The sequence below is a fragment of the Chloroflexota bacterium genome (assembly GCA_040902225.1).
In the GTDB taxonomy this organism is placed as follows: domain Bacteria; phylum Chloroflexota; class Limnocylindria; order QHBO01; family QHBO01; genus CF-167.
In genome coordinates this window covers 27,895-53,959 of the sequence record JBBDXT010000004.1, presented here as the reverse complement: position 1 = coordinate 53,959, position 26,065 = coordinate 27,895, and the positions used below count along the sequence as shown (strand labels likewise).

The following is a 26,065-nucleotide window of genomic DNA, read 5'->3' as shown; positions in this document are numbered from 1 at the left end:
AGCGCGCCGGTGGCGGTCAGGGTGGTGCCGGCCGCGATGGTGACCGTGCCCCTGATCTCGACGGCGTCGAGGGTGTGGGAGCCGCTCACCGTCAGGGTGCCCGCGAACGTGACGGTGCTGCCGGAGGCGGCCACGGCGCCGGACGTCCACGTCCAGTTTCGCGTGGTCCGGAACGTGCCGGTCATCGTCAGCGTGCCTGACGGCTTGTCGATGTCGACGATCGGCAGGTTGCTGGTGGCGCTCGCTGCGCCGGTCCACAGCTGCGCCCCGGCGCCGTTGATCAGCAGCGTGGCGGTGCCGCCGCCGGTGAAGCCACTGGCGGAGCTGATGTCCCCCTGGGCCGCCAGCGTGCCGGTGTTCACCGACCCTCCAGTCAAGGTCAGCGCACCGACCACGGACAGGGTGTTGCCAGCGCTGATCGTCTTGGTGCCGGACAGGAACTGGACGTTGTTGAAGGTGGCAGCCCCGCCCAGGTTCAATGTGACGTTGCTGGTCGAGAAGACCACGCTCCCACCGTTATGGGTGAAGACACCGGCGGCCAGCGTGACCGCGCCGTTCACCGTCAAGGTTCCGGTTGTGCTGGTGAAGGCTCCACCGGCATTCACGGTGAAACCACCGCTGACGGTGATGGCCGCGCCACCGCCGATGAATGTGCCAGCGGACTGGGTGTACGAGGTCGTGAGGGTGAGCGTATTGCTCTGCGTCACCGTGCCGGTGTAGCCAGCATTCACCTGGAAGATAGCGACGGTGACCGCCACATCGACGATGGCGTTCTTGGTGCTCGTGCCGTTGAAGGTGACCGTGTCCCCAGGTACCGGCAGGGTGTCAGCTGACCAATTGGCAGGAGTCGACCAGTTGTTGTCGGCGCCACCGCCGTCCCAGGTCCTGGTGGCGGCATCTACACGGGGCGCGGAGGCCAAAGCCGCCGCGAGCACCGCAAACCCGATCAGGGTCAGGAAGATCGCGCGGAGAACGCCCGCCCCTCGGTACGCATGGTCCGACGTGGCGCGCTTACGCGCCGAGCGAGACTCCCGCGTATGACAGCTCCGCTGCGCCCCCGGCCCCCTGCCGGCGACTGGACGCTCTCGCCTCGTGCCCAATCGTGATGCGCCCCCGGCCGAGGAGGATACCAAATCACGAGCGGCGCCGAGGCTCCATTTGTCATACAGCGGCTAGGTCTTTCGTTCACCACGCCGCTCATGGCTCGGTCCGCCTCGGCCACGATGTCCCACAATTGGCGCCTGATGTCCAAGCTCCCGCTCGCTGCCGCCAGCCTGCTTCTCGTGATCGCCGGCACGTCCTGCAGCCTGGCGCCGACGCCCAGCCCGGCCGCGAGCCCGTCGGTCGAGCCGACCGCGAGCCCGAGTGCCGAGCCAACTCCCGATGTGACCGCTCCGGGCATCTCCCTCCAGGACCCGCCTGCGGGCGGTGTGCTGGATGCGTCGGGCATCACCGTCACGTTCAGCGAGCCGGTGCGTGGCGTGGACCGGGCAGCCTTCCAGTTCTCCGATGCAGCAGGCACGGTGCAGGGTTCGATCGTCAGCCTCGACCCGACGGGCCGCATCGCGACCCTCGTCCCGGAGGCAACGCTGTCATTCGCCGCCAGGTACACGGTCACGCTGAGTAGCCTGGTGCACGACCTGGCTGGCAACGCGCTGCCCCTGACGAGCTGGACGGTGTCCACCAGCGACCGCGTCAGGTTCGAGGCCGGCACGTACACCGGCTACAGGTTCGGCGACTCGACCGCGGACTGGACCGCGATCAGGCGCTCGACGCTGAGCTCGCCGTCGTCGGCGACGGCCACCGAGTATCGCGTCATGGATGACGTCGGCTTCCTGCTGGTCAATGCCGGCGTCTGGCAGGGCTACTGGGTCCACGGGACCGCCATGGGCATCGCGCTGGACGACCTGGAGGCACCGATCCCCCCGCTCCCCACCTGCGACTATCTCGACCTGCCGGCAGCGCGGATCGCGTTTGCTGACTGGGGAACCACGGTCCTCGACACGGTCTTCCGGCTGCCGAGCGGCTATGCGCCCGGGGACCTGGTCGACACCTCGCAGGCCGGCCTGAACGGCTCGCACTTCATTCGCGCGATCGCCCTCCAGGACCTTCGCACCATGTTCGACGCGGCGATATCCGATGGGGCGCGGCTGGCGGTTCAATCGGCCTACCGTTCATACCAGGGGCAGGTGCTCACCTTCAATGGCTGGGTGCGCCAGGTGGGCTACAGCGGAGCCCTCAGGACATCGGCTCGCCCGGGGCATTCCGAGCATCAGCTCGGCACCGCCATCGACTTTCGGTCGGTCGGTGGGGCTTCGCCCTGGACCTACGCCGATTGGGCAACCTCGACCGAAGGTGCGTGGCTCAAGGCCAACGCCTGGAAGTTCGGCTGGGTGATGAGCTATCTGCCGGGGACGAGCGCAGTGAGCTGCTACAGCTATGAGCCGTGGCATTACCGCTACGTGGGACTCGCCACGGCCGCGGCGGTGCACGACGCAGGCGTCACGCTGCGCGAGTGGCTCTGGTCACAGGGGTTGGGCGTCCACTAGGCCCCTTCAGCGGATCGCACCCTCGGCTCGCAGTGCGGCGATCTCGTCCGAACTCAGCCCGACCTCCGCCAGGATCTCGTTCGTGTCCTCGCCCAACCGCGGCGGCGCGGCTCGCAGTGGCAGCCGCCGCCCGTCGATTCGGATCGGGGCCGGGGCAAGCCGCATGCCATCAGCGGCCTGCGTCCACTCGCCGTCATGCGCCGCCTCCATGGCTGCCAGCGCCTCGCTGACCGAGTTGACCGGACCGGCCGGCACATCGGCCTCGGTGAGGGCGGCGACGAGCTCGTCGCGCGACCAATCGCCGATGCGCATGGCCAGCGCAGGAACCAGCTCGTCGCGCGTGATGAGCCGATCATGGTTGCTGGCAAAGCGCGGGTCAGGCTCCAGCTCGAGCACGGTGAGCAGGCGCTCGAACTGCGCATCGTTGCCGACGGCCACGACCAGGTGGCCGTCGCGCGCCGCGAAGACCTGGTACGGCACGATGTCGGGGTGCCCGGTCCCCCAGCGGCGCGGTTCCTCCCCGGTTGCCAGGTGATGCCCAAGCACGTTGGTCAGGCTGGCGACGCCTGACTCGATCAGGCTGACCGATGCGTGCAACCCGTCGGCGCGGCCGCGCTCCCGGGCCACCAGCCCCGCCAGCGCCGCGATCGCAGCCTGCAACCCCGCGGTCAGGTCGAGCAGCGCGACGCCGACCTTCATCGGGCCGCCGTACGGGTCGCCGGTGACCGACATCAGGCCGCTGAACGCCTGCGCCACCAGGTCGTAGGCCGGCCGCTCACTGGCGTCGCCATCCCCCGGAAAGCCGCCGATCGTCGCCACTACCAGGTGTGGATGCGCGGAGCGAAGGCGATCTGCATGCAGGCCGAGATCGGCGGCGACCGACGGCTGGTAGTTGTGCAGGAGGACGTCGCACGTGGCAGCCAGGCGGTCGAGCAGGGCTCGGCCCGCATCGGTCTTGAGGTTCACCACCAGGCTGCGCTTGTTGCGGTTGACCGATGCGAAGTACGCGCTGCGGCGGCCGGCCGGGTCGCCCCAGTACGGCGGTCCCCAGCCGCGCGTCTCGTCGCCGCTCGGCGGCTCGAGCTTCCAGACCTCCGCTCCCAGGTCCCCGAGGAGCATGCTGGCGATCGGCCCTGCATAGACCCGCGAGCAGTCCAGCACCCGGATGCCGGTGAGTGGCAGCGCTGTGTCCATCGGCGGCCTCCTAGCCCGCGCTGAGCAGGACATGACGGCCGGCACGCCGCCGGAGCCGGGCGAGGGTCGGCCCCACCACCCGCACGCCGCAGATGCCGCACCGGGTCCAGCGCCCGTCGCGGACCAGTCGGATGGTGTGCTCTTCCACGAGCACACGTACCGGAGCGCGCAGGCGTGCGCGCTCGCGCAGGGCCTCCCGACGGCTGAGCCACGCAACATCCGCTCCGGGGATCCCCAGCGCTCGGGCGTGGCGCAGCGCGCTCGGGTAGCGGCCGCCCTCGCGGGCCAGGATCTCGTCGTCGGGGATGCCGTGGCTCCGGTACAGGTCGAACGCGGCGGCGTAGAACCGCGCATCGTGATGCGCGACGCGCCCGCGCCTGCTGCGGGGCGCCGGCCCGAGCCAGTGGGCCAGTTCGTGGAGCAGGGTGAGCCGCTGGTCCACCGGATCGGCTCCGGCCGTGACCGAGATGCTGCCCGTCGAGCGTCGCGTCACGCCGGAGGACGCCGATCGCAGTGCCTGCCGCCACCGCATCGCAGGCTCTACGACACCCGCGGCCGCGCACACGGTGCGCACCATCTCTGTCGCCCAGGGGGGAGGCATCAGGAGGGGCTTCCCCGCGTGCGAAGGAGCTCCCCGAGCTCAAGCAGCCATGCCTCTAACAGTGGATCCGCGTAGGAATAGGCGTCGTACGTGTAGCCCACCATCGCCGCTCCATGGGTCGCCGCATATTCAGCGGCCGATTGCGTCCTCCACGGGAAGAATGCCAGGGCGCGAGTCTCCCGCTCGGGGTCTGCGCGCGGCCGCCCCTCGGACGCCACGCGGGCCTCATGGCGCGCTCGCCAGCGGTCGGTCAACCGGTCGAGGCGCCGCCGGCGGGGATCGGTCACCGAGCGGTGACGTCGACCACGGGCGAGCCGACCTCGTACAGGCCAAGCCGGGCAACCGCCCGCTGCAGCCAGGCGGGTGCCCACCAGTTGACGCTACCCATGATCCGCATGAAGGCGGGGACCAGCAGCCCGCGGACGATGGTGGCGTCGATGAGCACGGCCAGCGACATGGTCACGCCCAGCGACTTGATCGACGTGATGCTCGACATCGCGAAGGCGGCGAAGACGGCGACCATGATCAGTGCCGCGCCGGTGATCATGCCGCCGGTGAGCCCGATCCCCTCGGCGACGGCCCTCGTGTTGTTACCGGTCGCCAGGTAGCGCTCCCGGATGCGCGCTAGGAGGAGCACCTCGTAGTCCATCGACAGGCCGAACAGGATTGCGAACATGATGATCGGCTGCCAGGCGCCGATGGTGTGAGAGGTCTCGAAGCCGAGCAGGCCGGACAGGTTCCCGTCCTGGAAGATCCAGACCAGCGCCCCAAAGCTGGCGCTGACGCTGATCAGGCTCATGAGCACCGCCTTGATCGGCAGGAAGACCGATCCGAAGGTCAGCAACAGGACCACCGTCGTCACGAGCACGACGATCAGGATCGCGACCGGGACCGATGCGCGGAAGCTGGTCATGAAGTCGGCCGAGCGTGAGGGCAATCCGGCAGTCAGGGCCTGCGCTCCCGGCGGCGGCTCGACCTTACGAACCTCGCCGACGAGCGCGCGACCCTCCTCGGAGTCGGGGACGGCGTTCGAGAAGACGCGAAGCTTGACGGTATCGCCGGCGAGCCAACCCGAGATGTACTCCGCCAGAGCCGGCCGCGCCGCCTCCGGTCGCTGGTCGGGTGGCAGGGCCAGCAGGGCGTGGTAGTCGTCTGCGATGGTCCCCGGCGGTGGCGTCAGGACGCTCTCGACCTGTGTCACCAGCCCAAGCGCCTTGACCCGGTCCTCGTAGGCGGCCACCTCAGCCTGTCGCTCGGCGGACAGAGTGCCGCCCGTGTCCTCGCCCGGCCGGGTGACGACAATCGTGATCGGATCGTTCTCGCCGCCGGGGAACTCGTCGGCGATCACCTCGAACCCGGTGCGGGCCGGGATCCGCGGAAGGTCGGTGAGATTCTGCCCAGTGGAGAGCTGGATCCCCACGAAGGGCGAGCCTGCGATCAGCAGGACCGCCAGCACCGGCAGCGCCACGATCAGCGACCGACGCATGACGCGCGCCGCGATCCATGCCCACACGCCGTGCCCCTGGCGGCGGTCGGCCTCGTCCGCGTCCTCCTCGACCAGGCGCAGGAAGCGAGGCAGCGGGACGCGCAGCCGGTTGACGCTCGGGCCGAGCAGGGCCAGCAGCGCCGGGAGCACGGTCAGCCCGAAGACGAGGGTCGATACGACGGTGAGGATCCCACCGATCCCCATGCTGCGGAGTGCCGCGGCGTCGAAGACGACCAGCGAGGAGAGGCCGACCGCGACCGCGATTCCCGACACCGCCACCGCCTTGCCGACGCTGCCCATCATCCGCTCCAGGGCGATCTCGACGTCGTGGTGGCGGAGCTCCTCGCGGAAGCGGCTGACCATGAAGAGCGAGTAGTCGATCGCCAGCGCCAGGCCGATCATGGTCGCGATATTGGTGACGAAGATGCTCATCTCGGTGACGTTGGCCAGGAGGCTGATTGCGGCGAACGCGGTCGGCATGGCCAGGCCAGCGATCACCAGCGGCAGTGCCGCTCCGACCAGCGTGCCGAACACGGCGAGAAGGATCAGCAGGGCGATCGGCAGGCTGATCGCCTCGGCCTGGAACAGGTCCTCCTCGATCTTGGCGTTGAACTCGTGGTAGACCTGCGGGATGCCGGTCACCCACACCTCGACGCCAGCGGGGCGCTGGACCTTGTCGGCGAGCCGACCGGCATCGTCCACCGCCTCCTCGATGCCCTTGTCGAGGAAGACCGCAGCCATCGTGTGGGTGCCATCCTTGCTCAGCAGCGCGGGCGCGCCGGTGTCGGCATACGTCTGGATCTTCGTCACCGCGGGGTCATCCGCGACGCGAGTCAGGGACGCCGCGACCGTGGCCTGGAATTCAGGCGAGGCGGCATTGCCGTCGGGGGCTTCATAGACCACCAGCATGGTGGTCGCTTCGCTGCCGAAGCGATCCGCGATGATCGCGGAGGCGCGCTGCTCCTCCGAGCCGGCGATATCCCAACCGCCCTGGATCAGCGACCCGCCCGAGGTGGCCGCCCAGATGTTGATGCCAATCACGATCGCCAGCCCCACGATCGGCAGCCAGCGCCGCAACCGATAGTCAAAGCGCCCCACCGCGGCGAAGATGCCGGTCGGGTGGAGCTCTCGCACGGGCCCGTTCGGGAGCGGCGCGGTGGCAGCCATGGACAACGGATCACCTCGAATGGGCTGAGGTTCGCGATTCGCCGGGGCGAAGGGTACAGGGTCGTTATGATCCGCGCGTGAATCGTCCCGCCACCGGCGCGTGACCAGCCTCGCCCCCACTGCGTGGTGGCGCGGACTGGGCGGCCTGACCCGCTCCGGGAGTGCCCTCGAGGGCCTCTCGTGGGCCCTCTACGACTTCGCCAACACGATCTTCTCGTTCGCCATCGTCAGCTTCGCGATGGGCCCGTGGGCGACTCGCTTCCTTGGCGAAGCGACCGGCACATTCCTCTTCACCCTGGCACTGAGCCTTTCGGTAGCGGTCAACGCGATCGTCTCGCCAGCGCTCGGGGCGATGTCCGACCGCACCGGTGGCCGGAAGCGATACCTGCTCGTTTTCACGGTCATGTGCGTCGCACCTACCCTGTTCATTGGCTTTGTCAACATCGGCCTCGGTTTGCTGTTCTTCGCGATCGCCAACTTCGGGTTCCAGGCGGCGCTGATCTATTACGACGCCATGCTGCCGGACGTCGCCCGTCCGGGGATGCTCGGCCGCCTCTCAGGGGTTGGCGTTGCGCTCGGTTACGTTGGGACGATCGTCTCCGGGCTCCTTTTCGGCCTGACAGTCACTGACGACGGAGAGACGACGGCTGCCAGCTTCCTGCTCATTGGCTCGCTCTTCGCAATCTTCGCGATCCCGATCTTTGCCATCGTCCATGAGCGCAGGACGCGCGGCATCCCCTTCCGGGCTGGCAACGCGCTCCGTTCGTGGTCACAAGTGGCCGACACGATCCGCAACGCTCGGCGCTTCCCAGGACTCATGCGCTTCATCGTTGGTCGCTTCTTCTACACGGACCCGATCAACACGGCGATCGCGGTGATGAGCCTGTTCGCCATCAACGCCATCGGCTTCAGCCAAACTGAATCGCGCTTCGTACTGATCGGTCTGACCGTCGCCGCAGTCGTCGCCTCCTTCGGCTGGGGCGTGCTCGCCGATCGGATCGGGCCGAAGCGCACGCTGATGTGGGTGCTTGGCTCGTGGACTGTCGGCCTGCTGATCGTCGGCCTGACGCTGGAGCGGCTGCCGTTTCTACTCGCCGGCGCGATCCTCGGCTCCGGGTTGGGCGGCGTAGCGGTGACGGATCGCCTGCTGCTGCTGCGGCTGGCGCCCCCCGCGCAAATCGGCGAGATGTTCGGCCTCTATGGCTTGGCTGGGAAGGCGAGCGCCGTGATCGGCCCGCTCGTGTATGGGGCGATCATCGGTCTCCTGCAGCCTGCGCTCGGCCGCGACGCGTACCGGATCGCGATCCTGTCCCTGCTGGTGCTGATGGTTGTCGGCTTTCTCATCGTGCGGAGAGTCCCTGAGGGCAGGGAGCCCGATGCCGAGTCGCCTCTGGCCACGCCCCTGGAACCGGCGATCGTTCCGCCGGGAGAGACGCCATGACATTGATCGTGGCACACCGTGGCGCCTCCGCCGTCGCCCCGGAGAACACGATGGAGGCCTATCGCCGTGCGGTCGATATGGGCGCCGACGCGATCGAGCTCGACGTGCACCTGACCGCCGACGGGGAGCTGGCACTGGTGCACGACGAGACGCTGGAGCGCACCACCGACCTCACCGGGTCCATCAGCTCGATGACGCTGAAGCAGCTGGGCGCGGCCGACGCCGGTTGCCGCTTCGAGGCGCCAGACGGGTCGTTCCCGTTCCGCGGCAAGGGGCTCACCGTCCCCACCTTCGCCGAGGTGCTCGAATGGCTGCCTGACGGCATCGGGCTGGTGGTCGAGGTCAAGGCACGCGCCGCGACGGCTCCGGCGATCGAGGGGCTGCGCGGCTCGCGGGTGCGCGCCGCCGGGGCGGTGAGCCTGATCAGCTTCGACGAGCGGATCATCGACGAGGCGCGGGCGCTCGATCCCGAGCTTGCGACCGGATACCTGCTGGTCCCGTCGCAGCCGATCGAAGCCGCGTTGATCTACGCCGTCGAGCACGGCCATGCGGCCGTCCACCCATGGGAGGGCGACCTCGGACTCGATCCCGAGCCGATCCTCTCGCTGGCCACCGCGTATGGTCGGCTGATGGGCTGCTACGTCGTGAACGACCCGGTCCGCATGCAGCAGCTGGCCGCCTACGGCCTGTGGGGCTTCGTCACCGACCTTCCAGACGTCGGCCGGCAGGCCCTCGGTCCGCGCGAGAGCCACTGATCGGCAGGCGGCGGGCCTAGCCGAGCGCCCGCTGTGCGGCCTCGGGGTCGTCGACTCCGAATGCGACGCTCACCTTGTCGCCGTCCATGCCTGCGACGAACACCGTCTCGATGTTGATCCCCGCGTCGGCAAGCCGGCGCGCGGCCGCGGCCAGGGTCCCCGGACGATGCTCGAGGCTGAAGGTCACCATCGGCACCTCGCGGTAGACCCAGCCCTTCTCCCCCAGGGCGGTCCGCGTTCCCGACTCGTCGTCGGTGGTGAACGAGACCGATCCGAGCTCACCCGAGGTGGCGCCGGCGAACCCGGTGATGTTGATCCCGCGCTCGGCTACCGCCTCGGCGATCATGGCCACGCTCCCCGGCCGGTTCGGCAGCTCGACGATGAATGCGTTCATGCCTCCTCCTTGTGGTCGATGCGGAATCGATGGAGTGTACAGGTGGCTGTCGAGGTCGCTACCCTGCGCCCGTGACCTACAGCATCGTCGCCCGCGATCCGGTGACCGGGCGCTTCGGGGTCGCCGTCCAGTCGCACTACCTCGGCGTTGGCGCGACCGTCCCGTGGCTCGAGGCGGGGGTCGGCGCGATCGCCACCCAGGCATCGGTCAATGTCAGCTTCGGCCCGATGGGGCTCGAGATGCTGCGCGCCGGCCAGGCAGCCGATGCGGTGGTTGCGGCACTGGTGCCGGGCGATGAACAGGCACACGTCCGCCAGCTCGGCGTGGTCGACAGCCAGGGACGAGTGTCCGCACATACCGGAGCCGACTGCATCCCGGCCTGCGGACACCTCTTGGGCGACGGCTTCACCGTGCAGGGAAACCTGCTCGAGCGCTCCAGCTGCTGGCCCGCGATGGCCGCCGCCTACGAGAGCGCCGTGGCCCTGGAGGTTCCATTCGTCGAGCGCCTGCTACGGGCCATGGAGGCGGCCGAGGCGGAGGGCGGCGATGTCCGCGGTCGCCAGTCGGCGGCCATCATGGTCGTCAAGGCCGACCTGCAGCCCGCTGCCTGGCGCGGACGGCTCATGGACCTGCGCATCGAGGATCACCCCGACCCGGTCCCCGAGCTGCGGCGGATCGTCACCATGCAGCTGGCGTACGACCTGATGGACGAAGAGGGAGATGCCGCGGAGGCTGGCAGCAGCACGGCCGAGCGCTATGAGCTTGCGCGGCAGATGTCGCCCGACGCCTACGAGCTCGCCTTTTGGCGGGGCGTGGAGCTGGCCGCGGCGGGCGACGTCGAGGGTGGGCGTCGCGAGCTGCAGATCGCCTTCGCCGCCGATCCTCGCTGGCGCACGACCCTCCAGCACCTTGCCGACGCCGGCCGCGAAGGCGTCACTCCCGAGCTGGCCGCTTCGCTGCTGGAGTAGCCGGGGCGGCTACCAGTTGGTCGCGGTCGAGGCCTCGATCTGTCCCACCGATTCGAGCCAGCGCTCGGCATCGATCGCGGCCCGGCAACCGTCACCCGCGGCTGTAACCGCCTGGCGGTACAGGTGATCGTGAACGTCGCCCGCCACGAAGACGCCCTCGACCTTGGTCCGCGTGCCGGCATCGACGACGCAGTAGCCGCGCTCGTTGAGGTCAAGCTGGCCGGCAAAGAGATCGGTGTTCGGCTTGTAGCCGATGGCGATGAAGAGCCCCTGGACTGGAAAATTCGATGCCTCGCCCGTGACCGTGTCCCGCAGCCCGAGCTCGTTGACGGTCATCTCGCCGCGCACATCGGTCACCTCGGTGTTCCAGCGCACGTCGACCTTGGGGTGCGCGAAGGCGCGGTCCTGCATGATCTTGCTTCCGCGGAACGCTTCACGCCGGACCAGCATGGTCACCTTAGATGCGAAGCGGGTCAGGAAGAGCGCCTCCTCCAGGGCGGTGTCGCCACCGCCCACCACCGCGATCTCGCGATCGCGAAAGAAGAACCCGTCGCACGTTGCGCAGGCGCTCACGCCGCGTCCCCGGAACTGCTCCTCGGACTCGAGGCCGAGCCATAGCGCGGAGGCGCCGGTTGCGACGATCACGGCATCGGCCTGGTACTCGTCGTCGCCCACCCAGAGCCGATGCGGACGCTGGCTGAAGTCCACGCGGGTCACGTCCCGGTCCAGGAGCTTGCTCCCGAAGCGCTCGGCCTGGTCCCGGAATAGCTGCATCAGCTCAGGCCCCTGCACGCCGCCGGGGAATCCGGGGTAGTTCTCCACGTCCGAGGTGATCATCAGCTGGCCGAGCGGCGTGTTGCCGGCGAAGACCATCGGCTCGAGGTTCGCCCGGGCGGCGTAGATGGCAGCGGTCAGTCCGGCGGGCCCGGATCCGATGATCGCGAGCTTGTGGCGGCGGGTATTGGTAGCGTCAGTTTCAGGCGTGCCCGTGCTGGGCGGAACGGTCGCGGTCATGAATTCAGTCTAGCGAAGTCGTCGAACGGCCCGATGCCGCCGTCGGGGCGGCCGCGCCACGATCCTGAGTACACTCGGGCCATGATCGATCGTCGCCAGACCGTGAGCGTGGACGTCGGCGGGGTGCTGATCGGCTCCGGACATCCGATCGTGGTGCAGTCCATGACGAACACCGACACAGCGGATGCGGATGCCACCGCGATCCAGGTCGCCCAGCTGGCGCACGCCGGGTCGGAGCTGGTGCGCGTCACGGTCAACAACGACGCGGCAGCACAGGCCGTGCCCATCATCCGCGAGAAGCTCGACGGGCTGGGTGTGGGGGTCCCGCTGATCGGGGACTTCCACTACAACGGCCACCTGCTGCTGACGAAATACCCGGCCTGCGCGGCCGCACTGGCCAAGTACCGCATCAACCCGGGCAACGTCGGCACCAAGCGGCACGACCAGCAGTTCAGCCAGATCGTGGAAGTGGCGATCGCCAACGGCAAGCCGGTGCGCATCGGCGTGAACTGGGGCTCGCTCGACCAGCAGCTGCTGACCGAGCTGATGGACGCCAATGCCGCGCTGCCTGAGCCGCGTGAGTCGCGCGACGTGATGATCGACGCCATGCTCGAGTCGGCGTTGCGCTCGGCGCGGCTGGCCGAGGAGACCGGGCTGGGGCACGACCGCATCATCATCTCCGCCAAGGTGTCCGGCGTGCAGGACCTGGTCGAGGTCTACGGGCGACTTGCGGAGCGGTGCGACTACCCGCTGCACCTGGGCCTCACCGAGGCGGGGATGGGATCGCGAGGCATCATCTCGTCCACCGCCGGGCTGGCGATCCTCCTGCAGCGCGGGATCGGCGACACGATCCGGGTCAGCCTGACGCCCTCGCCCGGCGGCGACCGCACCGAGGAGGTGCAAATTGCGCAGCAGGTGCTGCAATCGCTCGGGCTGCGCAGCTTCACTCCGCAGGTCAGCGCCTGCCCGGGCTGCGGCCGGACCACCTCGACCTTCTTCCAGGAGATGGCCCGCGACATCGGCGCCTACCTGCGCGACCAGATGCCCGTCTGGGGCCGCACGCACCCCGGCGTCGAGGAGCTGCGGGTGGCGGTCATGGGCTGCGTGGTGAACGGACCCGGCGAGAGCAAGCACGCGGATATCGGGATCAGCCTGCCGGGCACCTTCGAGGAGCCGGTGGCGCCCGTCTTCGTCGACGGGCAGCTGCGCACGACGCTGCGCGGCGACGACATCGTGCCGCGCTTCCTGGAGATCCTCGAGGACTACGTCGCGAAGCGCTACCCGGAGGCTCTCGCCGCCACGCCCTCCTGAGCGCGAGTCGGGGCAGCGGCGTCAGGATGGCGGCAGGGCGGTCAGGAAGGTCCACGCCGCCGCGATGAACGCGATCAGGGTGAACGCAATGATCGCGAGCGGCAGGAGGGCGACACGGACGTTCTGGCGCACGACCTGGACCTGCGGGTCGAGGTGATCGCCATGCAGATCGTGGGTCGTGTCGAGCACCAGCCCCGTCTCCTCCGCCGTGGCCGGGACGTTCGGTTCCATGACCATCACTCCTCTCCCAGGATGCCTGCCAGCCTGCGCTCCATCTCGGCAGCGTTGAGCGGGCCGATGCGGCGGCTCACCACGATCCCGTCGCGGTTGATGAAGAAGGAGTCGGGTGGCCCGATGATGCCGTATTGCCTGGCGACCGCGTCGCCGGGGTCCATCGCCGATGGCCAGGTCGCTCCCATGCGCGCCAGGAAGTCGCGCGCCGCCTCCGAGGTATCGCCGACCACGATCCCCACCACCGCCAGCCCGTCGTCCTTGTGGGCCGCGACTGTTGACGACAGCAGCGGGAACTCATCGATGCACGGAGCGCAGTCGCTCGCCCAGAAGTTGACGATCACCGGGCGTCCGCGCAGGTCGCTGAGGCTCAGCGGATTCCCGTCGAGATCGGCTAGCACAAACGCCGGTGCCGGCTCGCCGACCCGGGCCAGCGCGGGGGCGCGCCCGGCCAACAGGACCGTGCCCCAGACGGCGAGGATCAGGAATGGAGCGATCGCTGCGGCGGCGTAATACCAGCGCGGAAGGCGACCCGCGCCGCCCCGCCGCGCGGCTCGGCCGATCGGTTCGCCGGTCGTAGCAGTCATGGACGCGTCAATGCCCGGCGGTGTCATCATGCGGCCCGCGCTCGACCTCGTCCCACTCGCGGCCGGCAGCACGCACCCAGGCCACCACTGCGTACAGGAAGATGAGCAGGCCGGGGATCGCCAGGAAGGGATTGGCGAGTTGGTCGTCGGTGCGGAATGCAAGGCCGGCGCCCAGCAGCGCCCCGCCCACGGCCAGGATCACGGGCAGCGCGCTCGGGTTCGGCAGATGGACGCCACGCGGCGGCCTGGGCCTCACCGTGGAAACGCTGACGTGGCTGGTGATGGCGTACACGACGCCCAGCACGAAGGTGATGCCGATCGCCAACAGCAGATATCCGAAGGCGGCGTCCGTCACTCGATCAGCCTCCTAACGCAGGAAGTACAGCGTGCTGAAGAGGGCAATCCAGACCACGTCCACGAAATGCCAGTAGAAGCTGATCGCCTCGACCGCCACGTGGTTCTGCTTGCTGAACTGGCCCTGGGACGCTCGCGCCGCCAGGATGGTGAGACCGACCGCCCCGCCGAAGACGTGCGCGCCGTGGAATCCGGTGAGCGTGTAGAAGACGGTCCCGAACGCCCCGTCGCTGATCCCGAAGCCCAGCGTGGTGTAGTCGTAGATCTGCCCGATCAGGAAGATCACCCCCAGTACCAGGGTGAGCAGCGTCCAGTTGCGCATCGCGCGCTGGTCGCCGCGACGGATCGCCCATACCCCGAACTGCATCGCGAAGCTCGAAGCCACCAGGATGATCGTGATCGGAAGGGCGATCGGCAGGATCTCCAGCTCCGGCGCCCCGGTCGGCGGCCCCCACTCCCCGATGTGGACCGCGCGGGCGTTGAAATAGGAGGCAAAGAGCCCGCCGAAGAACATCACCTCGCTGGCGATGAAGAGCAGCATCCCGACCAGCGGGGTCGGCATCCCCGCCTTGCGGTGCGCCAGCTCGGTGTGAGTGGTGATGTCCGCGCTCATGCTGGTCGGGACCTGGACGGTCACTGGTCCTCCACCTTCGCAGCGGTGACGTGCTCGACGTCGTGCTTGTGACGAAGGTCGAAGACCGGTCGCTCGCTGCGGATCGGCGGCAGCGTGTCGAAGTTGTAGGGCGGCGGCGGCGAGCTGGTGGCCCATTCCAGCGTGTTCCCCTCCCAAGGGTCGTCCCCCACCCGCTCGCCGTTGATGAAGGTGGCGACCACGTTCACCAGGAACGGCAGCACGCTTGCGGCGATCAGGAACGATCCCGCCGTCGACGCCAGGTTCAGCAGCGTCCAGCCGGCATCGGGTGAGTAGTCGGCGACGCGACGCGGCATCCCCTGGATGCCGAGGATGTGCTGCGGGAAGAAGGCGAGGTTGAAGCCGATGAAATGCATCCAGAAGTGGACCTTGCCGAGCGGCTCGTTCAGGCGTCGGCCCGTCATCTTGGGGAACCAGTAGTAGGTCGCCGCAAAGACACCGAAGACGCTGCCGCCAAAGAAGACGTAGTGCAGGTGCGCGACCACGAAGTAGGTGTCCTGCAGGTGGAAGTCGATCGGCGGGGCGGAGAGCATCACGCCGCTGATCCCGCCGATCAGGAACATCGACAGGAAGCCGAGCGCAAAGAGCATCGGCGTGGCCAGGATGATCGAGCCGCGCCACAGCGTCGCCAGCCAGTTGAACATCTTCACGCCGGTGGGCACCGCGATCAGGGCGGTCATGAAGCTGAAGAACGGCAGGAAGACCTGCCCGGTCGTGAACATGTGATGCGCCCACACGCTGAAGCTCAGCAGGCCGATGGCGATCGTGGCGAACACGAAGGCTCGGTATCCGAAGAGCGGGCGCCGGGTGAAGACCGGCAGGATCTCGCTCACCACGCCCATCGCCGGCAGGATGACGATGTACACCTCGGGATGGCCGAAGAACCAGAAGAGGTGCTGCCACAGGATCGGGTTGCCGCCGGTGGTCGGGTCGAAGAAGCTGCCGCCGTAGTTGCGGTCGATGAAGAGGGCGATCATGCCCGCCGCAAAGACCGGCGTGGCGAGCAGGATGAGGGTCGCGGTCACCAGCACCGTCCAGACCAGGATCGGCATCCGGAAGAGGGTCATCCCCGGCGCCCGCATCTTGAAGATGGTGGCGATGAAGTTGACCGAGCCGAGGATCGAGGCGGTGCCCACCAGCAGCAGCCCGATCAGCCACAGGTCGGTCCCCACCCCCTGCGCGTAGGTGCTGCCACTCAGTGGGGTGTACAGCGTCCAGCCCTCCGCCGCCGCACCACCGAACAGGTAGCCGGAGAAGATGAGGAGGCCGCCGAGCGGCAGGAACCAGAAGCTGAGGGCGTTGATGCGCGGGAACGCCATGTCGGGCGCGCCCAGCTGGAGCGGCACGATGTAGTTCGCGAAGCCGGACAGGACCGGCACCACGAACAGGAAGATCATGATCGTGCCGTGCATCGTGAAGGCCTGGTTGTAGGTCGACTCGTCCAGGAACTGGAGTCCCGGCACCGCCAGCTCTGAGCGCATCACTACCGCCAGGATGCCCGCGGCGAAGAAGAAGGCGAACGAGTTTACGATGTACAGGATCCCGATCTTCTTGTGGTCGACCGTGGTCAACCACTCGATCACCCACGAACGGCGGTAGCCCTCGGAGGTTGGGGTCAGGGCCGTGGTTGCCATCGGTTCCTCGCTCGCCTCGCGCTACTTGACCGTCAGCGTGCCGGTCATCGCCGGCAGCGGGTGGACGTCGCAGATGAAGGTGTACTCGCCCGCCGTCAGGCCATCGACGACATACGTCTTCGTCGCGGGGCCGGCGAAGATCTCCCCGCGGAAGAGCTCCTCGCCGCCCTTCCAGATCCCCACGTTGTGATCGACGTCCTCGTTGTTGGCGAATTCGATCTTGAAAGTCTGGCCGGCGGCCACCTCGAGCGCCTTGGTGTCGAAGGCGGTGTCATCGGCGCTGACCTTCAGAACAGTGGCCTCGGCCGGGACCGAGGGCGCAGGCGTCTCACCGGAGCGAATGGCCGCGACCCAGGCATCGAAGTCGGCGCGCGACATGGCCTCCACGCTGAAGGTCATGTCGGCGTGGCGGAGGCCACAGAATTCCGCGCATTGCCCGCTGTAGGTCCCCACCTCGCTGACCGTGAACGAGAGCTCGTTGGGCGGCTTGCCCTCCGGCAGCGGGACGACGTCGATCTTCACCAGGAACGCCGGCACGAAGAACGAGTGGATGACGTCGTTGGAGATCAGCCTGAGCTTCACCGGCTCCCCGACTGGAAGGGCCATCACCAGGCCATTGAGCGCGGTGCCCTCGACGATAACGTCATTCGCCGGATCCCCATCGTCGTCGAGGTAGTGGAAGACCCACGACCACTGCTTGCCCACCACCTCGATCGTGACACCGGGGGTGGATGCCTTTGAGATCGAGTTGAGGGTGAGCGTCGACAGGACGAAGAGGATGAGCACGATCACGGTCGGAATCGCGGTCCAGATCAGCTCGACCAGGTTGTTGCCGTGGACCTGGGTCGGTAGCCGATCGTCGCGACGGCGATAGCGAACGACCGAGTAGACGATGAAGCCCTCGACGGCGACGAAGACGATGCCGCCCATCACGAGGATCACGTTGTAGAGCCAGAAGACCTCCTTGGCCTCGACGGTGTGCGGCTCGGGAGGCACCATGCCGCAGGCTGCGGCCAGGAGAGCCAGCGCGAGCCAAGCTCCGGCGCGAAGGAGGACCCGAATCCGCGGTCGGGCCATCGGTCGTGGCATCAGCTCGTCTCGAGGCTCCTCATCGTGGACGAGGACGCGGCTTGTCTCGAGGCTCCGCGTCCGACTCGGTCCCTTTGCGGGACACGTCCACCCGGGTGGCGGCACGCGCGGCGTATTGTACCGATGCGTCCTGGGCGGCGCAGCCTCCCCCGGCTGCGCCGGTCGCGGTCAGGTGGGGCTCACACGGGCGGGATGGGGCACTCCAACGGCTCGTCCGGCAGCTGGAAGCGGACCGTGACCTCGTACTTGTGCTCGCCCTTCACGAAGCGAGTCAGGCCGTTCGCACCGGCGAGCGCCGCGTACCAGTCCTCCGCCTCCTGGCCGCTCACCACACCGCACCGTCGCTCTCCGTCGGACGTTGCATCGCCGAAGGTGGTCGGGTCCGAATCGACCGGCCAGTCAAGCAGCGCGTTGGCGATTCCACTCTCGTCCGGCGGATCGGCGTCCGCGTTGCGGACCAGCAGCCGCAGCGCCTCTGGCTCATAGGGTTGCCAGCCGGCGTCGGCCCACGCGCTGGCAGCGACCATGGCATCGAGGTTGCCGAGCTGCTGGGAGAGCCGCGACAACGCCTGATTCGCCGCCAGCTCGTCCGCCGAGACGCCGGGGTAGTTGCCGGGGGCGTCGAACGCCCCGAGCCCGTAGACCGTGATCGTCACGTCCTTGCCCTCGGCGTGCAGCGTGAAGATGGTGTCACCCGCATCGGTCGTGAAGTTCTCGGCGCCACGGAACTCGGCGCTGGTGCCGAAGAGGCCAGTGCGCGCGACCTCCTTGAGCACGGTCTGGATGCCGTCCTCGGTGAGCTTCCGGACGCTGACCGCCGGCAGCGCAGGCTGGGGGAAGATGTCGATCTGCGCACCCGGCACGATGACGCGGCCATCGCCGAGCAGCGTGAACGTGGGAAAGCTGATGAGGTGGAAGTCGCGAATCATGCCCCCGCCGAACTCGACCCGCAGGATCACGTCATCGCCGGATGGGTGCGCGATCGGGCCGCTCGAACCACCTGACCCGGAGGAGCACGCGGCGAGCAGGGAGAGGGCCAGGGCGGCGGGCAGCACGGGGCGGGCGATTCGTTTCATGGGCGTCGGACGCGTGACGGGGCGCGGAGGTTCCGCCGACCTGCGAGCAGCTGCGTCGGCGTCCAGAATGCGACGGTCATGCACCGCAGGCTCGGCGCCCTCATCGCGACAGGTCTGGCCTTGGCCATCCCGGCACCGTCATTGGCCCATGGCAGCTCGGTACCGGAGCCCACCTTTCCGCAGGTGCTCCTCGAATGGCGACTGGAGCCGATCGTGCTCCTGCCGCTGGCGATCGCGGCCACGGCCTGGGTGATCCTGTTGCGGCGCGTGGCCGCCAAGCACCCCGGTCATCCGCATCCCGCCTGGCGAAGCGCCGCCTTCTTCGCCGGCCTGGCTGTCCTGGCGCTGGCCCTCACCTCCCCGATCGAGGCCTACGAGGGAGCGCTGTTCAGCGTGCACATGCTGCAACACATGCTGCTCGAGCTGGTCGCCGCTCCGCTGCTGCTGCTCGGAGCGCCAGCGACGCTGGCGCTGCGCGCGGCGTCGCCATCGGTGCGTGGCCCGCTGCTTGCGGTGCTGCACAGCAGGGTCGTGACCGTGCTCTCTTTCCCGCTGCTGGCGTGGGTGCTCTTCGCCGCGGTCAACTGGGGCTGGCACTTCAGCACACTCTACGACCAGGCCCTCGAGACCCCCTGGCTGCATGACCTCCAGCACGTCACCTTCCTCGGTGCCGCGCTCCTCTTCTGGTGGCCGGTGGTGGCCGCCGACCCTGCCCGATGGCGGCTGCCGCACCCGGTGCGGCTCTTCTACCTGTTCCTGGCCATGCCCCAGAACTCGTTCCTGGGGATCGCCCTGATGAGCGCACCTGCCGCCCTCTACCCCCATTACCTGACCAACCTCCGCACGTGGGGGCCGACCCCGACTGTCGATCAGAGCGTGGGTGGCATGCTGATGTGGGTCGGCGGCGACGTCGTCTTTCTGCTGGCGATGGGGCTCGTGGTGGGCGCCTGGGTGCGAGCCGAGGACCGGCGCACGGCCCGCGCCGACGCGCGCGAGGATGCCCGAATCGCCGGGTTGCCTCCGCCGGCCGACTGACCGTCAGCCCGGCCCGAGCCGCAGCAACGAATCGGCGGCCACGGCCGCGAACAGCAACGTCAGGTAGCTGATCGAGAATCGGAAGAGGCGGATCGCCGCCCGACCATCGGTCGTGTCGCGCAGGACCCGCAGCGCATACCAGACGAAGCCTGCACCGAGGACCACGGCGGAAACCAGGTAGATGAGCCCCATCCGCGCCGCCGGGAAGAGGAGGAGCGAGACCACCACCAGCAGGATCGTGTAGACCACGATCTGGCGCGCCGTCTCGGCCTCGCCACGCACCACCGGCAGCATCGGCACGTTGGCGGCCGCGTAGTCGCCGCGATAGTGGAGGGCCAGCGCCCAGAAATGGGGCGGCGTCCAGTAGAAGACGATCGCGAACAGCACCAGCGCCGGCACCTCCACGGTTCCCGTCACCGCTGCCCAGGCGACGAGGACCGGAACGCAGCCGGCCGCGCCACCGATGACGATGTTCTGCGGTGTCGATCGCTTCAGCCACAGGGTATAGACGAAGACATAGAAGCCGATCGCACTCGCCGCCAGGAGCGCCGAGAGCAGGTTGACGGTGATCGCCAACCAGACGAACGACAGGAAGCTCAGTGCAATCCCGAAGGCCAGGGCGCGTCCGGGCGTCACGGCGTGGCGTGGCAAGGGTCGGTGCCGGGTCCGTCGCATCAGGTCGTCGATGTCCCGGTCGAGGTACATGTTGATGGTGTTGGCGCCACCGGCGGCAAGAGAGCCTCCCAGGACCACCGCAGCCATCAGCCACACCGATGGGACCCCGCGCTGTGCCAGCACCATGGTGGGGATGGTCGTCACCAGCAGCAGCTCGATGATGCGCGGCTTGGTGAGCGCGAGATACGCGCGCAGCGACTCGCCGAGGCTCGACGATGGGGCGGCGCTCGCTGCCTCGTCGAGCGCGGAGGGCCGCTGGGTCGAGGCCTCGGGCGCCGGGGAGCGTCGGAGCGCCAGGTAGAGCAGCACGATCGTGGCCCACAGGGCGGCCCCGACGGCGAGGTGTGGCACCACGAACAGCGCCGACAGGCGTGACCACACGTTGGCCGCTCCCAGCGCGATCTGGACCAGGACCAATACCACGGCGAGGCCCGCGAGCCATCGCGTGCGCGGCGTTGCGACGGTGCGGCGGACCCGGCTCGCGGTCCACACCACCAAGAGCGCGACCGCGACCCCCAGCGCACGATGCGCGAGCTGGACGACCTCTCCGTTCGCCGCGGTCGACGGCCACGGGCGCCCGTGCATCAGCGGGAAGTCCGGGAATGCAAGGCCGGCGCCCGTGCCGGCGACCCACGAGCCGAGCAGCATCTGGGCGAACACCGCGAGGCCCGTGACCGCCACCAGCGCGCCCGGCAGCCCGCCGGCTGCTGGCGGCATCGCTCCATTGATGGCGCGATCAGCGATGACGATCGTCAGCGCCAGGACCGTCAGCGCCATCGCCAGATGGGCCGTCACCAACTCTGCGCGGAGTAGCTGGATCACGACCTGGCCGCCGAGCCACGCCTGCAGGATGACGAGGATGCCCGTAACCAGTGCGGCCGCCAGGAGCGGGCGATCGCGGCGCCGCGCACTGAACAGGGTGATCAGCCCCACTGCCGCGACCAGCGGCCCAACCGCGAGCGCCGCGACGAGACGATGGCTGTGCTCGATCCAGGCATGCAGGTCGGCGGGTGGGACCCAGTCGCCGAAGCAGAGCGGCCAATCCGGGCAGCCGAGGCCTGAATCGGTGGCGCGCACCAGCCCGCCGACGACGATCAGCACGTAGGTTGCGATCGCGGCGGCGACGGCGAGCTTCGCGAATCGGTTCAATGAGGTCCTCGAACCACGCCGCGACGGCGGTTCCTTTTCGGGGCCGGGAAAGGGCTGCCGGCATCATACCCAGCCTGCTTCACCTAGTCACCGTGGGGCGCCGGCGCGGGTCAGCCGCCGGGCGGCGGATCGGGCCGCAGGGACATGGCGGAGCAGATCCGGCACCAACGGCAGCAGCAGCCTGCTGGCGGATGCGAGCCGCTCGACCCCGCGATCGCGGCGCCGCGACCAGGTGATGCCGTACCCGCGCCGAATGGTGGGCGGCAGCACCGAGAGCGAGACGAGGTGGGCGAGATCCCACACTGGGCGCGGCGGGAAGCGGGTCGGGTAGAGCACCGCGGATGCGAGGCTGTGAGCGGTGGCGGTCACCCTGACCTCGCCGCCGTGGATCAATCGGTCCATCTCAGCGCGCAGGTCGATCAGCGTCCCCGGAAGCGACGCGTCGGAGGCGCCGAGGCGGATGGCGATCTCGCGCGCCTCGGCGTGATAGGCCTCCGCCTCGTCCGCCGAGAGAGGCGCCACGAAGCGGTCATAGACACGGATGGCCGTGTCCACGAGCGTGGCGTGCACCCACAGCAGCAGCGCCGGATCGAGCGCCGAGTAGGGCTCCCCCGTCTCGGGCACGGCTCCGGCGACCGATGCATGAATGGCGTTCATGCGTCGGATCGCGCGCTCGGCGCGCGGCGTGGTCCCGAAGACGACCGCGTGCGTCGCCGCGAGGGTGCGGCGCAGCCGCGCAAACGGATCGGCTCGAAAGTCGGAGTGCTCGGCGACCCCCGCGGCAACGGCTGGGTGAGCGAGCTGCATCAGGAGAGCGCAGCTGCCACCTGCCAGGACCAGGACCTCGCGATCGATCCGCCAGGAGATGCTGTCGGGGCCGAACAGCCCGCGATCGGCGATGCCGCTCACGAGAACGCGGCGGTGGCGGGACCAGAACCGCGATCGGGCCGCGCCCGCAACAGGAGACCGGCCAGGACACCGGCCGTAAAGCCGCCGATGTGCGCCATGTAGGCCACCCCACCCGCCCCCGTCGGATCGGCGAGGCTCGAGATCACCTGCAGCGCGATCCACATCCCGATGGCCGCCAGCGCCGGGATCTGCACCAGGAAGCGGAACACGAATGCGGTCACGCGGTTCCGCGGAAAGAGAACCAGGTACGCACCCAGCACGCCGGAGATGGCGCCCGATGCCCCGAGCGACGGGATCTGCGACGTGGTGTCGCTCAGGATCTGCGCGAGCGAGCCCACGAGGCCGGCAGCCAGGTAGGCCACCAGGTAGAGGAAGCGGCCGCCGCGATGCTCGACGTTGTCGCCGAAGATCCAGAGGAAGAGCATGTTGCCGCCAAGATGGAGCCAGCTGCCGTGCATGAACATGCTCGACAGGAGCGTCAGGTAGATCGGATCCGGGCCGGGCGCCTGGGGGATGAGGTACTCGGTCCCGCCGATCACCACCGGCACAGCATCGGTCAGGTCGACGCCGGTGGTGATCTCTCGCGCGATCGAGCTCCAGCCGTAGGTGAACGAGTTATCCGCGCTTGCTTCCTGCAGGAAGATGAAGACCGCGACGTTGATCGCGATCAGGCCGGCCGTGACCCATGCCAGCCCTCTGCCGGGGAGGTTCTCGTCACCGATCGGAAACATCGGTGAGGAGTATGGAGGGTGGGTCCAGGGGAGGCGGAGCCCAGGCAGGATTGCGTTCAGCAAGAGTGGGCAGGCACGCTCACCAGTCTCCGACCCCAGGACGCCTAAGATGGACCGATGAGCACGGCCACGCTGGACCGGCTGCTCGCCATCCTGATCGGCGCTCAGGTCGTCACCGGTCTCGTCACGCTTCGCGCGGGATCGCCGACCGCAGCTCCGCTATTCGTGGTCCACGGCCTCCTCGGCGGGGCGCTCGCCGCCGCGGTCGTCGTCAAGCTGCGGCGCAGCCTTCCACGAGCGATCGCGGCCGGGCGGTGGGGCGCGATCGCCATCTCTCTGGCCCTCTTCGTCGCCGTCGCGCTGGCGCTGGCTGGAGGCTTTGGCTGGGTCGCCTCGGGAAGGATCGTGTCGATCGGCCCGTGGACGATCCTGACCTTCCACGTCCTGGTCGGGCTGGCAGTCGTCCCGATCGCGATCGCGCATCTCCTTCCGCGGCGCTGGCGCGTATTGCGGCCGATCTGGCGCCGCGCACGGCCCGCCGCTGAGGAACGCGTGGTGCGCGCCAGGGTCCTGTCGCGGCGCGCAGCGCTGCAGGTGGTGGCGATGGCAGGGATCGGGGCGCTCGCCTGGGCGGCCAGCAATGCACTCGATGCGCTGGCGGGCGGGCTGCGCCGATTCACGGGATCGCGGTGGCTGCCCTCCGGCGGCGTTCCGCCGGCGACCACCTTCTTCGGCGAGGGAACGGCGGCGATCGACGCCTCGACCTGGCGCCTGGCCGTTCGCGGCCTTGTAGCCGCTCCCCTCGATCTGTCACTCGCGAACCTCCGATCGCTGGGGGAGGTCGAGCGCGAGGCGGTCCTGGATTGCACGTCGGGATGGGCGCTGCGCACGACCTGGCGAGGTGTGCCGCTCGACGCTGTCCTGTACGCGGCCGGGGTGAGCGGGCGCGCGACGCGCGTGGTGATCCGATCGGTCACCGGCTGGTACGCGGAGCTTCCGCTCGGAGAGGCGCGCGCGGCGCTGCTCGCCACCGCCGTGGCCGGCACGCCGCTGCCACACGGCAATGGAGCCCCGTGCCGACTGGTGGCTCCGGATCGACGCGGGCTGGAGTGGGTGAAGTGGGTCAGCCAGGTCGAGGCGCGCTGACGGCTAGACGGGCTCGAACCGGGCGGTGAAATGGCGGAGCTGGGCAGGCTGCTCGGCGATCCGATAGCCGCGCAGCTCGGCGGCGTCCGCGGCGACGGAGCGGACGACCTCGATCACGTAGTCGATGTGCGACTGGGTGTAGACCCGACGTGGGATGGCGAGGCGCACCAGCTCCATCGGTCCGGGGGTCTCGGTCCCGTCGGGGTGCATCCCGAACATCACCGTGCCGATCTCGCAGCCGCGGATTCCACCTTCTCGGTAGAGGGCGATCGCCAGCGCCTGGCCGGGGTACTGCAGCGGAGGGATATGCGGCAGCAGCGCCGCTGCGTCCAGGTAGACGGCGTGGCCCCCGATCGGCTGCACGCACGGGATGCCGGATTCGACCAGCGCCTCGCCGAGGTAGGCCGTCGAGCGGATGCGGTAGCGCAGGTAGTCCTCGTCCACCACCTCGCGCAGCCCCTGCGCGATCGCCTCCAGGTCGCGGCCCGCCAGGCCGCCGTACGTGGGAAATCCCTCGGTCAGGATCAGCAGGTTGCGCGCGGCATCGGCCCATCCGTCGTCGTTGAGCGCCAGCCAGCCGCCGATGTTCGCGATCGCGTCCTTCTTGGCCGACATCGTCATCCCGTCGGCCAGGGATGCCATCTCGCGCACGATGTCGGGGATCGATCGGTCCGCCTGTCCGGCCTCGCGCTGCTTGATGAACCAGGCGTTCTCGGCGAAGCGGCAGGCGTCGAGAAAGAGTGGCAGGTGGTATCGGTCGCAGATCTCGCGCACTCCGCGCAGGTTCTCGAGGCTGACCGGCTGCCCGCCGCCCGAGTTGTTGGTGACGGTGACCATCACCACGGGGATGGTCGCGACCCCATGGTCGCGGATGAATGCGTCCAGGGCGTCGAGGTCCATGTTCCCCTTGAACGGATGGATGACCGATGGGTGACGCCCCTCCTCGATCACGAAGTCGACTGCCTCAGCGCCGCTGAACTCCACGTTTGCCCGTGTCGTATCAAAGTGCGTGTTGCTGGGGATCGCCTTGCCGGGGCCCCCGATGACGGAGAAGAGGATCTTCTCCGCGGCGCGGCCCTGGTGGGTGGGGATGACGTGCTTGAACGGGAAGAGGCTCTGGACGCTCTCGAGGAAGCGGAACCAGGACGGTGAGCCGGCGTATGACTCGTCGCCGCGCTGGATCCCCGCCCACTGCTCGGCCGACATGGCTCCTGTGCCCGAGTCGGTCAGCAGGTCGATGATCACGTCCGCCGCGTGCAGGTTGAAGAGGTTGTACCCGGCCTCGCGGAGGTGCCGCTCGCGCTCTTCGAGGGAGGTCATGCGGATCGGTTCGACGCTCTTGATCCGGAACGGCTCGATGATCGTCTTCCACTGCTCCACGGGGGGAGCATAGGCGCTGCATCGGAGCGGGCGGAGGCGGGGGCGGGCCATCATGGCGCTCCCATCAGGAGTCCGAAAGGAGAGCGAATGCAGGACTGGGAGTCGTTGGGCCTCGACGTCGGGTCGCGCCCGGCGGTGACGACCTGGGCGGAGGATGAGATACAGGTCTTCTTCATCGGCAGCGATGGTCAGATGTGGGACACCTACTGGGACGGAGCCACCTGGCACGAGCGCCATGCGCACGGAGGCGAGCTGTCCGGCAGCCCCGCGGCTTGCAGCTGGGGGGCCGATCGGATCGATGTCTTCGCGAGAGGGCGCGACGGGACGCTCCAGCATCGCTGGTACGTGCCGGACGGCTGGCAACCCTGGGAGTCGCTCGGGGTCAGCATCGACGGGGATCCGGCGGCCTGCAGCTGGGGTCCGGACCGGATCGACCTCTTCGTCCGCAGCGATGCAGGCGAGCTGCTCCATGGCTCCTGGGATGGCCACCGCTGGTCCTTCATCCCGCGGCAGATCTGAAGGCCGCGGCAAGTAGAC

Annotated in this window: 26 protein-coding genes; 8 read left to right on the top strand and 18 right to left on the bottom strand. The window is 68.9% G+C overall.

The window, feature by feature from the left end; translation table 11 throughout:
- The coding region (locus WEB29_02535; protein ID MEX2135827.1) for a hypothetical protein at positions 1–935 on the bottom strand (935 nt) is incomplete at its 3' end.
- A gap of 309 nt (positions 936–1,244) precedes the next feature.
- On the opposite strand from WEB29_02535, the gene WEB29_02530 reads away from it, so the two are divergent.
- A complete protein-coding gene (locus WEB29_02530) occupies positions 1,245–2,549 on the top strand; it encodes a D-alanyl-D-alanine carboxypeptidase family protein (protein ID MEX2135826.1) in 1,305 nt (434 codons plus the stop codon).
- A gap of 6 nt (positions 2,550–2,555) precedes the next feature.
- Here the strand turns inward: WEB29_02530 and WEB29_02525 are convergent, their stop codons facing one another.
- The 4 genes from WEB29_02525 to WEB29_02510 all read right to left on the bottom strand — a co-directional run bounded on the left by WEB29_02525 (position 2,556) and on the right by WEB29_02510 (position 6,997).
- Positions 2,556–3,743: a CaiB/BaiF CoA-transferase family protein gene (locus WEB29_02525; GenBank protein ID MEX2135825.1), complete on the bottom strand. Its 1,188-nt coding sequence runs from the start codon at positions 3,741–3,743 to the stop codon at positions 2,556–2,558.
- Positions 3,744–3,753: 10 nt separating this feature from the next.
- Positions 3,754–4,236, bottom strand: a complete 483-nt coding sequence (locus WEB29_02520) for a hypothetical protein (GenBank protein MEX2135824.1) — start codon at positions 4,234–4,236, stop codon at positions 3,754–3,756.
- Between the two features lie 107 nt (positions 4,237–4,343).
- Positions 4,344–4,631, bottom strand: coding sequence for a hypothetical protein (locus tag WEB29_02515; GenBank protein ID MEX2135823.1), 288 nt, complete (start codon positions 4,629–4,631; stop codon positions 4,344–4,346).
- On the bottom strand, positions 4,628–6,997 hold the full coding sequence (locus WEB29_02510) for an MMPL family transporter (protein MEX2135822.1): 2,370 nt from the start codon (positions 6,995–6,997) through the stop codon (positions 4,628–4,630). The genes WEB29_02515 and WEB29_02510 overlap by 4 nt, the downstream gene beginning before the upstream one ends.
- A 100-nt stretch (positions 6,998–7,097) precedes the next feature.
- Here WEB29_02510 and WEB29_02505 point away from each other — a divergent pair, with 100 nt between their 5' ends.
- Both WEB29_02505 and WEB29_02500 read left to right on the top strand, forming a co-directional pair.
- Positions 7,098–8,438, top strand: coding sequence for an MFS transporter (locus WEB29_02505; protein ID MEX2135821.1), 1,341 nt, complete (start codon positions 7,098–7,100; stop codon positions 8,436–8,438).
- Positions 8,435–9,193: a glycerophosphodiester phosphodiesterase family protein gene (locus tag WEB29_02500; GenBank protein MEX2135820.1), complete on the top strand. Its 759-nt coding sequence runs from the start codon at positions 8,435–8,437 to the stop codon at positions 9,191–9,193. Before WEB29_02505 ends, WEB29_02500 begins: the two co-directional genes overlap by 4 nt.
- Before the next feature lie 16 nt (positions 9,194–9,209).
- Here the strand turns inward: WEB29_02500 and WEB29_02495 are convergent, their stop codons facing one another.
- A complete protein-coding gene (locus tag WEB29_02495; GenBank protein MEX2135819.1) occupies positions 9,210–9,587 on the bottom strand; it encodes an ACT domain-containing protein in 378 nt (125 codons plus the stop codon).
- A 71-nt stretch (positions 9,588–9,658) separates the two neighbouring features.
- Here WEB29_02495 and WEB29_02490 point away from each other — a divergent pair, with 71 nt between their 5' ends.
- Positions 9,659–10,555 (top strand): DUF1028 domain-containing protein, encoded by an 897-nt coding sequence (locus WEB29_02490; GenBank protein MEX2135818.1) that lies wholly within the window; start codon positions 9,659–9,661, stop codon positions 10,553–10,555.
- A 9-nt stretch (positions 10,556–10,564) separates the two neighbouring features.
- Here the strand turns inward: WEB29_02490 and trxB are convergent, their stop codons facing one another.
- Positions 10,565–11,569, bottom strand: a complete 1,005-nt coding sequence (gene trxB / locus WEB29_02485; GenBank protein ID MEX2135817.1) for a thioredoxin-disulfide reductase — start codon at positions 11,567–11,569, stop codon at positions 10,565–10,567.
- Positions 11,570–11,650: 81 nt separating this feature from the next.
- Here trxB and ispG point away from each other — a divergent pair, with 81 nt between their 5' ends.
- Entirely contained in the window at positions 11,651–12,880 is a 1,230-nt protein-coding gene (gene ispG / locus WEB29_02480) for a flavodoxin-dependent (E)-4-hydroxy-3-methylbut-2-enyl-diphosphate synthase (protein ID MEX2135816.1), read from the top strand.
- A gap of 21 nt (positions 12,881–12,901) precedes the next feature.
- Here ispG and WEB29_02475 read toward each other — a convergent pair whose 3' ends face one another.
- The 7 genes from WEB29_02475 to WEB29_02445 form a co-directional block, all read right to left on the bottom strand.
- Entirely contained in the window at positions 12,902–13,111 is a 210-nt protein-coding gene (locus WEB29_02475; GenBank protein MEX2135815.1) for a hypothetical protein, read from the bottom strand.
- Between the two features lie 5 nt (positions 13,112–13,116).
- Complete coding sequence (locus WEB29_02470) at positions 13,117–13,698, bottom strand: TlpA disulfide reductase family protein (protein ID MEX2135814.1); 582 nt, start codon at positions 13,696–13,698, stop codon at positions 13,117–13,119.
- A 7-nt stretch (positions 13,699–13,705) separates the two neighbouring features.
- The gene (locus WEB29_02465; GenBank protein MEX2135813.1) at positions 13,706–14,053 is read right to left on the bottom strand and encodes a hypothetical protein; all 348 of its coding nucleotides are present in this window, start codon (positions 14,051–14,053) and stop codon (positions 13,706–13,708) included.
- 12 nt (positions 14,054–14,065) lie between these two features.
- A complete protein-coding gene (locus WEB29_02460; GenBank protein ID MEX2135812.1) occupies positions 14,066–14,689 on the bottom strand; it encodes a cytochrome c oxidase subunit 3 in 624 nt (207 codons plus the stop codon).
- Positions 14,686–16,338: a cytochrome c oxidase subunit I gene (gene ctaD / locus WEB29_02455; GenBank protein MEX2135811.1), complete on the bottom strand. Its 1,653-nt coding sequence runs from the start codon at positions 16,336–16,338 to the stop codon at positions 14,686–14,688. The genes WEB29_02460 and ctaD overlap by 4 nt, the downstream gene beginning before the upstream one ends.
- 21 nt (positions 16,339–16,359) lie before the next feature.
- Positions 16,360–17,427, bottom strand: a complete 1,068-nt coding sequence (gene coxB, locus WEB29_02450) for a cytochrome c oxidase subunit II (GenBank protein MEX2135810.1) — start codon at positions 17,425–17,427, stop codon at positions 16,360–16,362.
- A 179-nt stretch (positions 17,428–17,606) separates the two neighbouring features.
- On the bottom strand, positions 17,607–18,503 hold the full coding sequence (locus tag WEB29_02445) for a hypothetical protein (protein MEX2135809.1): 897 nt from the start codon (positions 18,501–18,503) through the stop codon (positions 17,607–17,609).
- Positions 18,504–18,581: 78 nt separating this feature from the next.
- Between WEB29_02445 and WEB29_02440 the strand changes: the two genes are divergently transcribed.
- A complete protein-coding gene (locus WEB29_02440) occupies positions 18,582–19,538 on the top strand; it encodes a cytochrome c oxidase assembly protein (protein ID MEX2135808.1) in 957 nt (318 codons plus the stop codon).
- 3 nt (positions 19,539–19,541) lie between these two features.
- Here the strand turns inward: WEB29_02440 and WEB29_02435 are convergent, their stop codons facing one another.
- From WEB29_02435 to WEB29_02425, 3 genes are all read right to left on the bottom strand, one after another.
- Positions 19,542–21,362, bottom strand: coding sequence for a heme o synthase (locus WEB29_02435; GenBank protein MEX2135807.1), 1,821 nt, complete (start codon positions 21,360–21,362; stop codon positions 19,542–19,544).
- An 87-nt stretch (positions 21,363–21,449) separates the two neighbouring features.
- A complete protein-coding gene (locus WEB29_02430; protein ID MEX2135806.1) occupies positions 21,450–22,271 on the bottom strand; it encodes an oxygenase MpaB family protein in 822 nt (273 codons plus the stop codon).
- Complete coding sequence (locus WEB29_02425) at positions 22,268–23,002, bottom strand: rhomboid family intramembrane serine protease (GenBank protein ID MEX2135805.1); 735 nt, start codon at positions 23,000–23,002, stop codon at positions 22,268–22,270. Before WEB29_02425 ends, WEB29_02430 begins: the two co-directional genes overlap by 4 nt.
- Before the next feature lie 117 nt (positions 23,003–23,119).
- Between WEB29_02425 and WEB29_02420 the strand changes: the two genes are divergently transcribed.
- Complete coding sequence (locus WEB29_02420; protein MEX2135804.1) at positions 23,120–24,148, top strand: molybdopterin-dependent oxidoreductase; 1,029 nt, start codon at positions 23,120–23,122, stop codon at positions 24,146–24,148.
- 3 nt (positions 24,149–24,151) lie between these two features.
- Here the strand turns inward: WEB29_02420 and WEB29_02415 are convergent, their stop codons facing one another.
- Positions 24,152–25,528 (bottom strand): tryptophanase, encoded by a 1,377-nt coding sequence (locus WEB29_02415; protein ID MEX2135803.1) that lies wholly within the window; start codon positions 25,526–25,528, stop codon positions 24,152–24,154.
- Positions 25,529–25,615: 87 nt separating this feature from the next.
- Here WEB29_02415 and WEB29_02410 point away from each other — a divergent pair, with 87 nt between their 5' ends.
- The gene (locus WEB29_02410; GenBank protein MEX2135802.1) at positions 25,616–26,047 is read left to right on the top strand and encodes a hypothetical protein; all 432 of its coding nucleotides are present in this window, start codon (positions 25,616–25,618) and stop codon (positions 26,045–26,047) included.
- Positions 26,048–26,065: the final 18 nt, after the last annotated feature.

Coding starts and splice junctions, on each gene's coding strand:
- WEB29_02525 (MEX2135825.1), bottom strand. CDS start 3,743: ATGGACACAGCGCTGCCACTCACCGGCATCCGGGTGCTGGACTGCTCG.
- coxB (MEX2135810.1), bottom strand. CDS start 17,427: ATGCCACGACCGATGGCCCGACCGCGGATTCGGGTCCTCCTTCGCGCC.
- WEB29_02440 (MEX2135808.1), top strand. CDS start 18,582: ATGCACCGCAGGCTCGGCGCCCTCATCGCGACAGGTCTGGCCTTGGCC.
- WEB29_02500 (MEX2135820.1), top strand. CDS start 8,435: ATGACATTGATCGTGGCACACCGTGGCGCCTCCGCCGTCGCCCCGGAG.
- WEB29_02495 (MEX2135819.1), bottom strand. CDS start 9,587: ATGAACGCATTCATCGTCGAGCTGCCGAACCGGCCGGGGAGCGTGGCC.
- trxB (MEX2135817.1), bottom strand. CDS start 11,569: ATGACCGCGACCGTTCCGCCCAGCACGGGCACGCCTGAAACTGACGCT.
- WEB29_02420 (MEX2135804.1), top strand. CDS start 23,120: ATGAGCACGGCCACGCTGGACCGGCTGCTCGCCATCCTGATCGGCGCT.
- WEB29_02445 (MEX2135809.1), bottom strand. CDS start 18,503: ATGAAACGAATCGCCCGCCCCGTGCTGCCCGCCGCCCTGGCCCTCTCC.
- WEB29_02425 (MEX2135805.1), bottom strand. CDS start 23,002: ATGTTTCCGATCGGTGACGAGAACCTCCCCGGCAGAGGGCTGGCATGG.
- WEB29_02410 (MEX2135802.1), top strand. CDS start 25,616: ATGCAGGACTGGGAGTCGTTGGGCCTCGACGTCGGGTCGCGCCCGGCG.
- WEB29_02530 (MEX2135826.1), top strand. CDS start 1,245: ATGTCCAAGCTCCCGCTCGCTGCCGCCAGCCTGCTTCTCGTGATCGCC.
- WEB29_02475 (MEX2135815.1), bottom strand. CDS start 13,111: ATGGAACCGAACGTCCCGGCCACGGCGGAGGAGACGGGGCTGGTGCTC.
- ispG (MEX2135816.1), top strand. CDS start 11,651: ATGATCGATCGTCGCCAGACCGTGAGCGTGGACGTCGGCGGGGTGCTG.
- ctaD (MEX2135811.1), bottom strand. CDS start 16,338: ATGGCAACCACGGCCCTGACCCCAACCTCCGAGGGCTACCGCCGTTCG.
- WEB29_02470 (MEX2135814.1), bottom strand. CDS start 13,698: ATGACTGCTACGACCGGCGAACCGATCGGCCGAGCCGCGCGGCGGGGC.
- WEB29_02510 (MEX2135822.1), bottom strand. CDS start 6,997: ATGGCTGCCACCGCGCCGCTCCCGAACGGGCCCGTGCGAGAGCTCCAC.